We start from the raw sequence: 13432 nt of genomic DNA, 5'->3' as shown, positions 1-13432 counted from the left end.
GTGCAACATGCTCGGTTACGCGTCAATATGCACACAATAACGGGCGTACGGCAGCGCACGTACAGCGGCACATGCGCATCAAGGCAGGTCGAATACCCCGATCGATTCGACGTGCGAGGTATGCGGGAACATGTTGACCACGCCCGCCTTTTTCATCACGTAGCCGGCGCGGTGCACCAGCACCCCGGCGTCGCGCGCCAGCGTCGACGGACTGCACGACACGTAGACGATGCGCTTGGGGAGGAAGTCGGCGTTGCCGCCTTCGCGCAGGTGCGCCAGCGCCTCGGCCAGCGCAATCGCGCCGTCGCGCGGCGGGTCGATCAACATGCGGTCGAAGCGGCCCAGCCGCACCAGGTCCTCGGCCGTTGCCTCGAACAGGTTGCGCGTATAAAAGGTCGTCTTGTCCGACAGGCCGTTGGCCTTGGCGTTTTCCAGCGCACGCGTGGTGAGCGTGGTGCTGCCTTCGATGCCGACCACTTCGCGCGCCTGGGTGGCAAGGGGCAGCGTGAAGTTGCCCAGGCCGCAGAACAGGTCGGCCACGCGGTCTTGCGGCTGCACGTCGAGCAGGGTCAGCGCCTTGTGCACCAAGGCCCGGTTGATCTGGTGGTTCACCTGGGTAAAATCGGTCGGCTTGAACGGCATGCGCACGCCGTACTCGGGCAGCGTGTAGTACAACTCCTTGCCGATCGGGTAGAACGGGTACACGGTTTCCGGCCCCTTCGGCTGCAGCCACCACTGGATGCCCCACTCGTCGGCAAAGGCTTTCAGCAGCTCTTCGTCCTTGGCATTCATCGGCGCCATGATGCGCAGCACCAGCACCGTGCTTTCCTCGCCGACCGCCACTTCGATCTGCGGCACCTGGTTGTAGATCGACAGCGCGCCGATCAAGTTACGCAGCGGCACCAGCATGCCACCCAGGTGCGGCGGCAGGATATGGCAGAAGGTGATGTCGGCGACAAACGCGGAGGCGCGCTCGTGGAAGCCGACCAGCACGGTTTCCTTTTTCGCCACCCAGCGCACCGAGAGGCGCGCGCGGAAGCGGTAGCCCCAGGTCGGCCCATACATCGGGCGCATGATGGTTTCCGCTTTCACTTTGCTCAGGTGCCACAGGTTGTCTTCCAGCGTGCGCCCCTTCATCGCCACCTGCGCGGTCGGCTCGAGGTGCTGCATCGAGCAGCCGCCGCAGTAACCGAAGTGCTGGCAGCGTGGTTCGACCCGCATCGACGAGGCGCGCTGGAGCGTGACCATGCGCCCCGCTTCCCAGTTCTTTTTCTTCTTCTTGACCTCGTAGCTGACGCGCTCGCCCGGCAAGGCGTCTTCGACAAAGACGACCTTGCCCTGGGTGCCGTCCTCGTTCTCGAGGTGGCCGACGCCGCGCGCATCCGCGTCGAGGGATTTGATTTCGATGAAAGTTTCTTGCATAGGTAGGATGGGCAATGCTTGCCCGTGCAGGACCGTAATGTAGGGTGGGCGCCCCGTGCCCACGCGTAAAGCGTGAACAATGGAAAGCGGATGCGGAAGCGAGCCTGATCAGCTCACAGAACCGGCCGCATCATAACAAGGAATCGCGCACCACGCCACGGGCCGCCATCGCCCGCTTCAGCTTGACCAGCGCCTCCTGCTGGATCTGGCGTACGCGCTCGCGCGTCACGCCCATCTCCTCGGCCAGGGTTTCCAGCGTGGCCGGGTCGTCGTTGTCGAGCCCGAAGCGGCGCATCACGACCAGGCGCTGCTTTTCCGGCAGGCGCGTCAGCCAGTCGCGCACCAGTTCGGTCATCTCGTGCTGCTCGGCGCGCGCATCGGGACCGTCTTCGCTTTCGCCCGGCAGCATGTCCATCAGGCTCGATCCCGGATCGTTGTCGAGCGGCGCGTCGAGCGAGGCGGCATGCTCGGACAGGGCCAGGATGTCCTGCACTTCTTCCGGCGGACGCCCGACCAGGCTGGCGATGTCCTCGACGCTGGCATCCTTGCCGTCGTGGTGCCGGGCTTCCAGGTGATATTTGGCGCGCAGCACGCCATTGAGTTCGCGCACCATGTGCACCGGCAGGCGCACGGTGCGCGCCTGGTTCATGATGGCGCGTTCGATGCTCTGGCGAATCCACCAGGTGGCGTAGGTGGAGAAGCGGAAACCGCGCTCCGGCTCGAACTTGTCGATGGCGCGCATCAGGCCGATGTTGCCCTCCTCGATCAGGTCGAGCAGGACCACCCCGCGGTTGATGTAGTGCTTGGCGATCGAGACCACGAGCCGCAAATTATGCTCGATCATCTTCTGGCGGGCATCGAAGTCGCCTGCCTTGGCCAGGGTCGCGTAGTGCGATTCCTGCTGGGCCGACAACAGCGGCCGGGTGCCGATCTGGTTCAGGTAATGCTGGGTGGTGTCGGTCGACAGTTCGGCGGCGAGCACTTTCTTGAGCTCGTCGACGCTGTCGACCTCGGCGGCCGCGCCGGGCAGCAGCGGCTCGCCCCCGGCGCCGTCGCGTGCCGGGGCGTCCATGCCTGACGCGCCCTCGCCGTCCAGATCGTCAGGCAGTTCGTCTGAAACGTCTTGGTCTTCGGAATGCGGCGGCAGCGTCATTGGCCCTCTCTACGAGCGCATGTAAAAACCGCCATGGCGGCGTTGCATCGTCTCGCCGTACCGGCGTACTGTCTTCGCGGTCCGCCGATGCGGCGCTGCGCCTTGCCCTGCCACTTTTTACAAGCGCTCTACTATCGGCTAGGCAAGAACCTCGACGGATCGACCGGTTTGCCCTGCTGGCGAATCTCGAAATGCAGCTTCACCGTATCGGCATCGGAATCGCCCATCTCGGCGATCACTTGCCCCTTGGCCACGTTGTCGCCTTCCTTGACGACGATCGCGCGGTTGTGGGCATAGGCCGACAGCAAGCTGTTGCTGTGTTTAACGATGACGAGATTACCATAACCTCGGATACCGCTACCAGCGTACATTACTTTGCCGGCGCCCGCCGCCATGACTTGCTGTCCCGCGCGCCCGGCGATATCGATGCCCTTGTTCTTGCCTTCGTCGAAGGTGGCGATGATGCGCCCGTCCGACGGCCACATCCAGCTCAGCTTCTCGTCGTCGGTCGCGGTCACGGTGCTGCCGACGCGCGAACCGGTCGCGGCCGCGGCGGCTACCGCGGGCGGCGCCGCCGCGGCGGCCGCCACGGTTTCGGCGCGCTCGCCGGACCGTTCGCTGCGTCCTGCATCGGCGGTGTCGTCGTAGGTCTTCTTGTCGGCGCGCGGCGTGGTCTTGCGCGGCACCGATGGGCGGCTGTCCGGCGGCATCGGCACCGGCTGGGTCACGACGGACGTGCTGGCCTGGCGTTCGCTCGGCGTCACGCGCAGCACCTGGCCGACCTTGATGTCGTCCGGATCGGCCAGGTTGTTCCAGGTGACCAGGTCGCGGTAGCTCTGGCCATGGTCGAAGGCGATGCGCAGCAGCGTGTCGCCGCGGCGCACGGTATAGAAGCCTTTCGCATCGGGACGTGCCTCGTCGCGTGCCGGCGCCGGACGCGTCTTGGCGGCGGAACCGACGGGACGCTCGACGATCGGTGCGTGGCGGGGGGTGGAGGAACAGCCGGCAAACAGGCCGAGCGTGAGGGTCAGCAGGACTAAACGGGGTGTTTGTTTCATTCTCATCTAATATGTATAACGTACTGTGCAGCGGTCAAGCGGTGCCAGGCCTCAAAGGCACGAAGTGGCAGGCTTCCAGGGTTTCGCTGGCCCACGCCGACTTGCCGGTGCGGGTGATCCGTTGCAGGTGTTGGACCTGGCCGCCGACCGGGGCTACCAGGCGCGCGCCGATGGCGAGCTGTTCCAGGAGAGCGCGCGGCACTTCCATCCCGGCCGCGGCGAGGATGATTCCGTCGAATGGCGCAACCTGTGCGAGCCCGAGCATACCATCTCCGTAGTGCAAACGCAGGTTGGACAGGCGCAATGGTCGCAGGTTGGACTTGGCGAGCTCATGCAGGGGCTTGATGCGCTCGATCGAATACACGTCTTGCGCCACCCGTGCCAACACCGCCGCCTGGTAGCCACAGCCGGTGCCGATCTCGAGCACGCGGTTCATGTTTTTGCCGTCGCGCATCGCTTCGATCATGCGCGCCACGATATACGGCTGGGAAATCGTCTGGTGGTGGCCGATCGGCAGCGAGGCGTCGACATAGGCCTGGCTCGACAAGGCCGGCTCGATGAACAGGTGGCGCGGCACCGCTTCGAGCGCGCCCAGCACCACGGGATCGCGCACGCCCTGGCCGGCCACCCGCGCCACCATCGCGCGGCGGATCGCTTCGGTCGCCGCCAGGTCGGAACGCTGGGCGGCCGGGGCGCTCTGGGTGTTCGGAGCGTAGCCGGGCAGTTTCGGGCCGGGTTGCGCCGCCTTGGGCGGCTGGGCCCCGCCGACGGCGCGCGCGGCGTTCTGGGTCGCGGTCTGCGGCGTGGCGATCGGCGCCGGCGTCGTTGGTTTGCGCGCGCCGCCGCCGGTCACCGACGACAGCGGCAAAGGGAAGGTACTGCCTCCGGGGGCTTTGCCGCGTTCTGTCATGCCAGTCCCTGTGCCAGCAGTTCGAGCTGGGGTTTGTGCGTCAGGTCCACCTGCAGCGGCGTGATCGACACCATGCCATGCTGGGTAGCATGGAAGTCGGTGCCCTCGCTCGCATCGCGGCAGGCGCCGGGGGCGCCGATCCAGAAGATCTCGCGCCCGCGCGGATCCTGCGAACGGATCACGGGTTCGGCCTGGTGGCGGCGCCCGAGGCGGGTCGGGGTCAATGGCCCGAGCGCCTCGTAGGGCAGGTTCGGGATGTTCACGTTCAGCAGGAAGGGCGACGGCAGCATGTCGAAGCGGCGCTGGACGACGTCGCGCGCGACGCGGGCGGCGGCATCGAGGTGCTCCCAGCCATGGTTGACCTGGGAAAACGCGATGGCCGGGATGCCGAACAGATAGGCTTCGGTGGCGGCCGCGACGGTGCCGGAATACAAGGTGTCGTCGCCCATGTTCTGGCCGTTGTTGATGCCGGAAACGACCAGGTCGGGCAGCGCGTCGCCCATGCCGGTGAGGGCGATGTGCACGCAATCGGTCGGGGTGCCGTTGACGAAATAAAAACCGTTGGCGGCGCGGTTGACCGTCAGCGGACGGTCGAGCGACAGCGAGTTCGACGCGCCCGAGCGATTGCTGTCGGGCGCGACCACGATGATTTCGGCGATGCTCGCCAGGGCTTCCGCCAGGGCATTGATACCAGGGGCGAGATAGCCGTCGTCGTTACTGATAAGAATTCGCATCCACCGATTTTACCTGAAGCAACGCTTTTCACGCGCATTCGGAGGACATAATTTCTCGGCAGCGGGGCGGTAGCGCCTTGTCCCGCAGCGGTGCTACGCCCCGCCGGGGCGGCGTTCATGATGACGTAGCAACGTTGTCCTGAAACGACGCTGCGTTCCTGTCGAGTTCGCTTCATGCGGCGCCGCGGCCTCTTCTGCGGAACGAGGCCGCGTCCGGAAATTGTCAAACCCGCATCTTCGCTATCCTCAGCGCAGCGCCAGCGGACGGCCGCCGGATGCCTCGATCAGCGCGCCTTCCAGCAACGCGACCTCATCCTGGGCAAAGGCCAGTAGCGCATCCTTGTCGCCGTCGTCCTGGTAGACCTGCTTGATCAGCGCCACCCCGCGCCGCCGCAGCGGCTGGGCAACCGTCGGATGCAGGATGAGTTCGCGCAGCCGGTCGGCGAGCTGGCGCGCTTCCCTGGCCTGCCCTTCCTCGACCAGCTTGTGCAACTGCCCGAGCTTGTGCTCGAGCGGCTCGTCGGCCGCCGCCCCGGGCGGTCCGGCGGGCGTGCGCCTTGGCCCTTCCTTCAGGCCGGGCAGGCTCGGAGGCGGAAGCCAGGAGAATCCGGCGTCGGCCAGCGCGTCGTGGGGACCGGACGACATCGCGCGCATCTGTATCAGGCGGTTGCCCTCCTCCACGCTTTGCTCGAGGCGGCGCGCGGCGGCGCTGTTGCCCTGGCTCGACAGCGTTTGCGCCAGCATCTGCTTGCTGCGCAGGGTTTCCTGGTCGTCCATGCCGCGCAGGCGTTCGTGCAGGTTGACCACGTGCTGCTGCAGGCGCCGTGCTTCCTCGAGTTCGCCCTGCTGGCTCAGCGTCGAGGCCAGCCGCAGCAGCACGCCGAGGGTATCGGGATGTTCGGAACCGAGGCGCCGTTCGCGCGCCATGGCGAGCGACTGCTGCATGTCGCGCACCGCGCCCAGGTCGCCCTGGGCGGCGAAGATCTCGGCCAGCGCCTCGCGCGCCTGCAAGGTCAGTGCCGCGTCCATCCCGGCCTGGCGTTCGCGCACCCGCACCACGCTCTCCTGCAGCTTGCGCGCATTGCCGAGGTCGCCCATGTCGCGCAACAGCGCGGCCAGTTGCTGGGTGCAGCGCAGCGTGTCTTCGTGTTCGGTGCCGAGCATGCGCTGCCTTCCTTCGAGCACGCGCTCGTAGAGCATGCGCGCGCGCGAATACTCGCCCTGCAGCGCCAGGGTACGGGCCTGGCCGGCCACCGCGTCGAGCGTGGCGATGTGGTCGGGTCCGTACAGGCGCTCGCAGGCGTCGAGCACCAGGTCGTGCAGGCCGAGGGCGGCGCCGAACTCTTCCTGGCGCGCCAGCGTGGCGGCCAGGCCCGAGCGCGCGGCCAGGGTTTCCGGATGGTCGGCCCCGGCCACGGCCAGGCTGCGTTCAAGCAGCGCTTCGTATTGCTGGCGCGCCTGGGCCAGCTGGCCGCTGTCGCGCAACACGGCGGCCAGCGCGGCGCGGCTGGCGCGGGTGTCGGGATGGTCGTCGCCGAGCAGGCGCTGGCGCAGCGTGGTGCTCTCGGCGAAGCAGTCGCAGGCGCCGGCCAGGCGCCCGCCGTGCAGGTACAGTTCGCCCAGGCGCAGCAGTTCGCGCGCCAGCAGCACCGCGTTGGGGTCGAACGCCGACGGCGCGCCGCCACGCCGCTCGCCGGCGGCCAGGCGCGCGCGCGCGGCCTCGACCGCGTCGAGCAGGTCGATTTCGAGACGCGACTGCCACGGGAAGCGCCCCGCCGCCGCCCAGCCGAGCAGCGCCTCGATGGCGCGGGTTTGCGACAGGCGGTCGCCGTCGCGTTCCGGCAGCGTGCCGAGGTGCTGGGCGGCGCCGCAGGCGATGGCACCATGCATCTGCACTTCGTCGAGATAGCTGTCGAGCGAGATCTGCGCCAGCCCGTAGCAATCGCGCAGCAGCTGTTCGAGCCGCGGCTGGTAGCCGGCGACACCTTTCTGCGGGTCGCCGCGGCGCCACTGCAGGCGGCGCTCGGCATCGACGCCATCGACGCCGCAAGGCACCGGATACACCAACAGCGGACGCTGGGCTTCCTCATGGCTGCAGCGGTAGTCGATGGCGCGCGTGACGACGCCGGCAAGCCCTTCGAGGCTGCGGCCGTTCGGCGTGAACAGGCCGACCAGGCGGTCGGGCAGCAACGTGGTGCAGACGCTCACCGCCGCCGAACGCCCGCCGCGGCAGTCGATCAGCACGTGGCGGAAATGGCGCGTCAGGTGCGCGGCAAAGGCGCGGAACAGGGCCGGACAGGCCGCGAACAGGCCGTCCCAATCCATGCGGTCGGCGCGTTCGCCGTAACTGTCGTCGAAGCAGCCCGCCCGCATCAGGTACAGCGTGCGGCTCTGGTCGACGCGCTCGACATAGGCTTCCCAATCGATCGCATCGAGCACCAGCCGGGCGCGCTCTTCATGGTCGCCGCCGCCGGTGCGCCCGAGGGCCTTGAGCTGTTCGCGGCAAGCCTCGAAATATTCGAGCAGGCCGGGACGCGCGCCCTCGGGACGGACGTCGCTGCGCCCTGCTTCATGCCGGCCTGGCGCGGCGCGGCCGGCATGAAGCAGGCCGCCGCGGTCGTCGGTGCGCGCGTGCTCGTGGCTGGCGTAGCGCTCGTCGCGGATCGGAAACAGGTGGTGCAGGCCGGGCGCTTCGGTATCCCAGTCGATCATCAGCACCGGCGTGGTCGCATTCTGGCGCCCTGCCAGCAGCACGGCGCTGTCGGCCAGTGCGATGCTGCGCGCGGCGCCGCTTTCGAAGCTGTAGAAGGTGGTCACTTCGCCGGAACCGCCGATCGGCGGCAACGTCAAACGGTTAATTTCCATGGAGCTCCTCATTTTTTCGGGAAAGTGAGATCCGGGACGGCACGCCACTCTGGTGGGACATCGGGGAGCACGAATTGGTTGCAGTCATGCCCAGGAGGTGTGTACATTTTCTGGTACTGGTAATGGGTGGCGATCCGTTTCACCATCTTGCCGATATCGGGCAGAAAATCGGGGTTCGATTTCAGGTCGGCCGTGGCCATCGTGAAATGCGAAAAATCCACATAGAAGGTCGAGTTCGAAATCTGCGGCGGTAGCCGATCGGGGTGCTGGGTCATGATGACCGGGATGATCAGGTGGCTGGGCAGCGTGTACCATTTGCTACGCTCGGCCTCAATCAGGCGCATCGCCTCGTATTCGCGCCGCGTGTAAGCGTGCGCTTCGTATTTGGGGGTGTAGATCAGGACCATGCACACGCTCTCGCACATCGCGCGCGCGATCTTGTGGTCGAGGTCGTCCCCGCCGCCGAGCTGCTCGGTATCGACGAAAAGTTCCTCCTCGGTGTCGAAATAGGGTTCGAGATAGCAGTGCAACGCGTCCGCCAGCGCCGTCTTGAAGCGCTGCATCAACGCGTGTTTTCCATGGGCGTAGCTGAAAAAGCAGCCGTACCGGATTGCCATTGCCATTCCCCTCGTCAAGACGCCTGCCGGCCCGCAGACGCATCCATCACTCTAGCGTCGCGTTCCCTCGTCATTTTGCGGGCGCACAAACGCATCGGTCTCGCAGGCGCATTGCCAGCAATACGATTCCGTGAGGCATAATTAAACGGACAATTAACACCAACAGGAGGAGATGGAATGAAAGCAATGGTTTGCAAGGACTGGGGTCCGGCCGATAGTCTCGAACTGCAGGAGCTGCCCGACCTCGTGCCCGGCCCCGGCCAGGTCGCCGTCGACGTGCGCGCGGCCGGGGTGAATTTCCCCGACGTGCTGACGGTGCAGGGCAAGTACCAGGTGAAACCGCCACTGCCGTTCACGCCCGGCAACGAGTTCGCCGGCGTAGTGCGCGCTGTCGGCGACGACGTGCGCGGCGTCGCGGTGGGCGACCGCGTGATCGGCTTTACCCAGACCGGCGCTTTTGCCGAACAGGCGCTGGCGCCCGCCACGGTCCTGATGCCGATGCCACCCGGCATGGATTTCGACACCGCCGCCGCGATCACCCTCACCTACGGCACCTCGCACCATGCGGTGGTCGATCGCGGCCAATTGAAGGCCGGCGAAACGATGCTGGTGCTGGGCGCGGCCGGCGGCGTCGGGCTGGCGGCGATCGAGATCGGCAAGGCGCTGGGTGCGCGCGTGATCGCGGCCGCCTCGAGCGCCGACAAGCTGGCGGTATGCCGCGAACACGGCGCCGACGTCTTGATCGACTACACGCAGGAAGACCTGCGCGAGGCGCTGAAAGCGGCAACGAATGGCAAGGGTCCGGACGTGATCTACGACCCGGTCGGCGGCCCCTACAGCGAACCGGCGCTGCGGTCGATCGCCTACCGCGGCCGCCACCTGGTGATCGGCTTCGCGGCCGGCGACATTCCGAAGCTGCCCTGGAACCTGATGCTGCTGAAAAGCGCCTCGGTGGTCGGCGTGTTCTGGGGCGATTTCGCGCGCCGCGAGCCGCAGATGAACCTGGCCGCGATGCGCGAGATGCTGGGCTGGATGGCCGAGGGCAAACTCAAGCCGCTGGTGTCGAAGCGCTATGCGCTGGCGGACACTGCGCAGGCGTTGAACGACATGGCCGCGCGCAAGGTGACCGGGAAAGTGGTCATCGTCCCGTGATCGAAGGGACGTAGGGTGGGCGGGTCCCCCGCCCACGCGGTGATAGTTAGCAGCAAGATCATCCGGCGCGTTAGCGGAGCCGATAACGATCACCGCGTGGGGTGATTCAGGCCAATGGCCTGAATTACGAGCCGCCCACCCTACGAGGTTGTGAAAAAATCGCCATGGCGGCGTTGCGCCGCCTTGCCGTACCCACGTACTGTCTTCGGCGGCGCGCCTTGCCCTGACGATTTTTTCACAACCTCTACAGGTATATAGCAGACAGTACGGTTATTCGGCAGCCGGTTTGAAGAACTGAATCACCTCTTCCTGCACCCGCGTCCGCTTGAACGGCGGCAGGCTCTGCCAGATCCGTCGCCCATACGGCTTGCTGATCAGGCGCGGATCGCAAATCATCAGCACGCCGCGGTCATCCACGTCGCGAATCAGCCGTCCCGCGCCCTGCTTCAGGGTGATGATCGCTTCCGGCAACTGGTGATGCATGAAGCCGTTCATGCCCTGCTTTTCCATCACCTCGATGCGCGCCGCCAGCACCGGGTCGTCGGGCGGGGCGAAGGGCAGTTTGTCGATGATGACGAGCGAGAGCGCGTCGCCGCGCACGTCGACGCCTTCCCAGAAACTCTGGCTGCCGACCAGCACGGCGTTGCCGGCGCTCCGGAACGAATCGAGTAGTTCGGTACGCCCGCGCTCGCCCTGCACGAACAGCGGGAACGCGAGTCCGCGCGCCTCGAATTCGGCGCGCAGGCGTTCGGCGACGCGGTTCACGGCGCGGATCGTCGTGCACAGGAAGAAGGTACGCCCGCCGGCCGCCTCGATCACCGGCAGTGCGCAATCGACCACGGCGTCGGTGTAGCCCATCGAATTAGGTTCCGGCATTCCGGTCGGCACGTACAGCACGCCCTGCTCGCCGTAGTTGAACGGGCTCGGCCAGGTCAGCGCCGGTTCGCCGGTCAGGCCCATCTGGTCGGCAAAGTGCTTGAAGTCGTTCTTCACCGCCAGCGTCGCCGAAGTGAAGATCCAGGTGCGCGGCGTGCCTTCGCGCTGGTTCTGGAAGATCGGCGCGATCGACAGCGGCGTCTTGTGCAACTGCAGCGACGAGGCAAAGGCCTCGACCCACAGCACCGCCGCCTCGCCCTCGGGCACCTTGGCCTTCGGATCGGCCTTCCAGGCGTCGTAGGATGCCTTCAATTCGACCGCGCGCACGCGGCAGGCTTCCAGCGTTTCGGCGCGCTGGGCTTGCTCTTCGAGTACGTCGATCAGGCCGTCGAGCTCGTCCTTCAGCGTCTGCAGCGCCGGGAAGAAGGCGGAGGTCGGCGGCACTTGCGGCAGCGACATGCGCGTGCCGCCCTCGGGGAAGGTCAGGCGCAGGTCGCGCGCCGCCTTTTCGACCACGGTCACGGTCTTGGCCCAATCGGGGCCGCGCGCATGGGCCAGGCCCTCGGCCAGCACGTCGCGGCACAGTTCCAGCACTTGCGAGGTCGAGACCGACTGGCCGAAGAACAGGGTCGCGGTATCGGGCAGCTGGTGCGCCTCGTCGAAGATCACGGTGTTGGCCGACGGCAGCAGCTCGGCGACGCCGGTATCTTTTAAAGCCACGTCGGCAAAGAACAGGTGGTGGTTGACCACGACCACATCGGCCTGCTGCGCTTCCCTTCGCGCCTTCATGACGAAGCAATCCTGGTAGTACTGGCACTCGGCGCCCATGCAGGTATCGCGCGTGGACGTCACCAGGTTCCAGACCGAGGCGGTTTCCGGCACCTTGGCCAGTTCCGCCTTGTCGCCGGAATTGGTCATCTTGATGAAGCGCGAGATTTCGCGCAAGTGGCCGACGTCGTCGCGCGAGGTCAGGCGGCCGTTCTGCAGCGTGCGCTCGAGGTGGAAGTGGCAGACGTAGTTCGAGCGGCCCTTGAGCAGTGCCACCGACACGGGGGCCTTGAGGGCCTGGCGGATGGTCGGGATATCGCGCAGGAACAACTGGTCCTGCAAGTTCTTGGTACCGGTCGAGACGATCGTCTTGCCCCCCCACAGCAGTGCCGGGACGAGGTAGGCGAAGGTCTTGCCGGTGCCGGTGCCGGCCTCGGCCATGAGGACTTTCTGGCCGTCGATCGCGGTGGCGATGGCTTTCGCCATCTCGGTCTGCGAGGTACGCGGCTTGAAGGTGCCGACGGCGGGCGCAAGCGGGCCGCCGATCCCGAACAGGCGGTCGAGCTCGGCATCGTACTTGCCGGCTGGCGCTTGCGGCGGGTGGTCGGCAGGGAGGTCGGCGCCGGCGGCGCCGGGCACGGGAAGATGATCTGTCAAAATGAAATGATGGTGCGCTTGAATGCGGGCCGAACAGCAATCAGGCCGGCACGTCCGGCACGAGTTGCATTTTCAGCAGGGTGATATGGTCTTTCAGCTGCAGTTTACGCTTTTTCAGGCGGCGCAGTTGGAGCTGGTCGGCATGGCCGTCCGCGGTCAGCATGGCAATGACTGCGTCCAGGTCGCGGTGCTCGACGTCGAGTTCAATAATGCGGCGCTGGATGTCTTGGACATCGGTCATGATGGCGGTTCCAAACGAGTTTTTCAACAACGAGGGCGGGTGGCGGCGGGACGGCGGCGAAGCGCTGTTCCGTAATGAACCTATGGGCTTGCAACTCTGGGGCTTCTCGGTGCATAGTTTAATCTACCAAGAGGTTGCCGCCAACAAAGATCGGCTCCCAAGCCACGGAAAGCATCAAAGTTTATGAATCTCTTCAAGATCGAAGCGGGAACCGCGCAACACATCGGCAACCGTCCGCGGCAAAACGACCGGGTTGCCCTGCTGACCGGCGCCAGGGCCCCGGGCCACGTACTGGCGCTGCTGTCCGACGGCCTGAACGGCCCGGCCGGCGCCGACCAGGTGCTGCATACGGCCAAGCAAGTGTTCGACAGCTTCAAGCCGGGCGACACGCCGAACCCGGAACGCCTGGCCCAACTGCTGCGCGATATCGTCCAGGAAACCCACCTCGTCATCAAGATGAACGCGGTCACCACCGGCGAGGAAGCGCACGCCAGTTTCGTCGGCCTGCTGATCTCGCCGCACGGCGAAGCGGTCTGGGCCCACGTGGGCGACTCGCGCCTGTACCGCTTCGAGAATGGCGAACCGGGGCTGCGTACCGACGACGCCGCCTATATCGAGCAACTGGTGGCGGACAAGCTGCCGCCCGAGGCGGCGCGCAACCACCGCCGCTCGAAGATGCTGCTCAATGTGCTGGGCAATAGCCGCAAGGAACCGTTCGTGACGGTCGGCTGGCAGATGGGGATGGCGCCGGGCGACCAGTTCCTGCTCTGCTCGGACGGCCTGTGGCATTTCTTTACCGATGCGGAGCTGGGCGCGGCGCTGACGCGCTCGACGCCGCGCCAGGCGTCGGAGATGTTGATCAGCAAGGCGGCAGAGCGGTCCCAGGGCAAAGGCGGGAATTGCTCGATGGTGATCGTGAAGCTGGTAAAGGCGTTGCCGGAGGGCGTGGGAGCGTTCGGGGTACCGCGAGGTTAATAAA

Annotated in this window: 12 protein-coding genes; 3 read left to right on the top strand and 9 right to left on the bottom strand. The window is 66.3% G+C overall.

The features are described from left to right. Positions 1 to 78: 78 nt before the first annotated feature. The 7 genes from rlmD to AC56LG_RS10750 form a co-directional block, all read right to left on the bottom strand. Positions 79 to 1422, bottom strand: coding sequence for a 23S rRNA (uracil(1939)-C(5))-methyltransferase RlmD (rlmD, locus tag AC56LG_RS10780; RefSeq protein ID WP_497166109.1), 1344 nt, complete (start codon positions 1420 to 1422; stop codon positions 79 to 81). Between the two features lie 130 nt (positions 1423 to 1552). Further along, positions 1553 to 2575, bottom strand: a complete 1023-nt coding sequence (gene rpoS, locus AC56LG_RS10775; RefSeq protein ID WP_497166108.1) for an RNA polymerase sigma factor RpoS — start codon at positions 2573 to 2575, stop codon at positions 1553 to 1555. Positions 2576 to 2706: 131 nt separating this feature from the next. Beyond that, positions 2707 to 3633: a peptidoglycan DD-metalloendopeptidase family protein gene (locus tag AC56LG_RS10770; protein ID WP_497166107.1), complete on the bottom strand. Its 927-nt coding sequence runs from the start codon at positions 3631 to 3633 to the stop codon at positions 2707 to 2709. 34 nt (positions 3634 to 3667) lie between these two features. After that, positions 3668 to 4543 carry a protein-L-isoaspartate(D-aspartate) O-methyltransferase gene (locus AC56LG_RS10765; protein ID WP_497166106.1) on the bottom strand — a complete coding sequence of 292 codons (876 nt, stop codon included), beginning with the start codon at positions 4541 to 4543 and terminating at the stop codon, positions 3668 to 3670. After that, complete coding sequence (surE, locus tag AC56LG_RS10760; protein WP_497166105.1) at positions 4540 to 5277, bottom strand: 5'/3'-nucleotidase SurE; 738 nt, start codon at positions 5275 to 5277, stop codon at positions 4540 to 4542. Before surE ends, AC56LG_RS10765 begins: the two co-directional genes overlap by 4 nt. Positions 5278 to 5523: 246 nt before the next feature. Beyond that, on the bottom strand, positions 5524 to 8142 hold the full coding sequence (locus tag AC56LG_RS10755; RefSeq protein ID WP_497166104.1) for a tetratricopeptide repeat protein: 2619 nt from the start codon (positions 8140 to 8142) through the stop codon (positions 5524 to 5526). An 8-nt stretch (positions 8143 to 8150) separates the two neighbouring features. Continuing rightward, entirely contained in the window at positions 8151 to 8759 is a 609-nt protein-coding gene (locus AC56LG_RS10750; RefSeq protein WP_497166416.1) for a toll/interleukin-1 receptor domain-containing protein, read from the bottom strand. Positions 8760 to 8936: 177 nt separating this feature from the next. Between AC56LG_RS10750 and AC56LG_RS10745 the strand changes: the two genes are divergently transcribed. Beyond that, positions 8937 to 9911 carry an NADPH:quinone oxidoreductase family protein gene (locus tag AC56LG_RS10745; protein ID WP_497166103.1) on the top strand — a complete coding sequence of 325 codons (975 nt, stop codon included), beginning with the start codon at positions 8937 to 8939 and terminating at the stop codon, positions 9909 to 9911. A gap of 270 nt (positions 9912 to 10181) precedes the next feature. On the opposite strand, the gene yoaA is transcribed toward AC56LG_RS10745, so the two are convergent. Beyond that, positions 10182 to 12212 carry a DNA repair helicase YoaA gene (gene yoaA, locus AC56LG_RS10740; protein WP_497166102.1) on the bottom strand — a complete coding sequence of 677 codons (2031 nt, stop codon included), beginning with the start codon at positions 12210 to 12212 and terminating at the stop codon, positions 10182 to 10184. A gap of 40 nt (positions 12213 to 12252) precedes the next feature. Further along, positions 12253 to 12453, bottom strand: coding sequence for a YdcH family protein (locus tag AC56LG_RS10735; RefSeq protein WP_056333185.1), 201 nt, complete (start codon positions 12451 to 12453; stop codon positions 12253 to 12255). Here AC56LG_RS10735 and AC56LG_RS10730 point away from each other — a divergent pair. Beyond that, positions 12452 to 12640 carry a hypothetical protein gene (locus AC56LG_RS10730; RefSeq protein ID WP_497166101.1) on the top strand — a complete coding sequence of 63 codons (189 nt, stop codon included), beginning with the start codon at positions 12452 to 12454 and terminating at the stop codon, positions 12638 to 12640. The two genes, AC56LG_RS10735 and AC56LG_RS10730, sit on opposite strands and share 2 nt — an antisense overlap. Next, complete coding sequence (locus AC56LG_RS10725) at positions 12637 to 13428, top strand: PP2C family protein-serine/threonine phosphatase (RefSeq protein WP_497166100.1); 792 nt, start codon at positions 12637 to 12639, stop codon at positions 13426 to 13428. The genes AC56LG_RS10730 and AC56LG_RS10725 overlap by 4 nt, the downstream gene beginning before the upstream one ends. Positions 13429 to 13432: the final 4 nt, after the last annotated feature.

The organism is Telluria sp. ZB2R32 (genome assembly GCF_059685715.1).
This window is presented reverse-complemented; position numbering and strand designations above follow the sequence as displayed.

Excerpts from the sequence above, each read along its gene's own strand:
- rlmD (WP_497166109.1), bottom strand. The coding sequence starts at position 1,422 with ATGCAAGAAACTTTCATCGAAATCAAATCCCTCGACGCGGATGCGCGC.
- rpoS (WP_497166108.1), bottom strand. The coding sequence starts at position 2,575 with ATGACGCTGCCGCCGCATTCCGAAGACCAAGACGTTTCAGACGAACTG.
- AC56LG_RS10770 (WP_497166107.1), bottom strand. The coding sequence starts at position 3,633 with ATGAAACAAACACCCCGTTTAGTCCTGCTGACCCTCACGCTCGGCCTG.
- AC56LG_RS10765 (WP_497166106.1), bottom strand. The coding sequence starts at position 4,543 with ATGACAGAACGCGGCAAAGCCCCCGGAGGCAGTACCTTCCCTTTGCCG.
- surE (WP_497166105.1), bottom strand. The coding sequence starts at position 5,277 with ATGCGAATTCTTATCAGTAACGACGACGGCTATCTCGCCCCTGGTATC.
- AC56LG_RS10755 (WP_497166104.1), bottom strand. The coding sequence starts at position 8,142 with ATGGAAATTAACCGTTTGACGTTGCCGCCGATCGGCGGTTCCGGCGAA.
- AC56LG_RS10750 (WP_497166416.1), bottom strand. The coding sequence starts at position 8,759 with ATGGCAATCCGGTACGGCTGCTTTTTCAGCTACGCCCATGGAAAACAC.
- AC56LG_RS10745 (WP_497166103.1), top strand. The coding sequence starts at position 8,937 with ATGAAAGCAATGGTTTGCAAGGACTGGGGTCCGGCCGATAGTCTCGAA.
- AC56LG_RS10730 (WP_497166101.1), top strand. The coding sequence starts at position 12,452 with ATGATGGCGGTTCCAAACGAGTTTTTCAACAACGAGGGCGGGTGGCGG.
- AC56LG_RS10735 (WP_056333185.1), bottom strand. The coding sequence starts at position 12,453 with ATGACCGATGTCCAAGACATCCAGCGCCGCATTATTGAACTCGACGTC.
- AC56LG_RS10725 (WP_497166100.1), top strand. The coding sequence starts at position 12,637 with ATGAATCTCTTCAAGATCGAAGCGGGAACCGCGCAACACATCGGCAAC.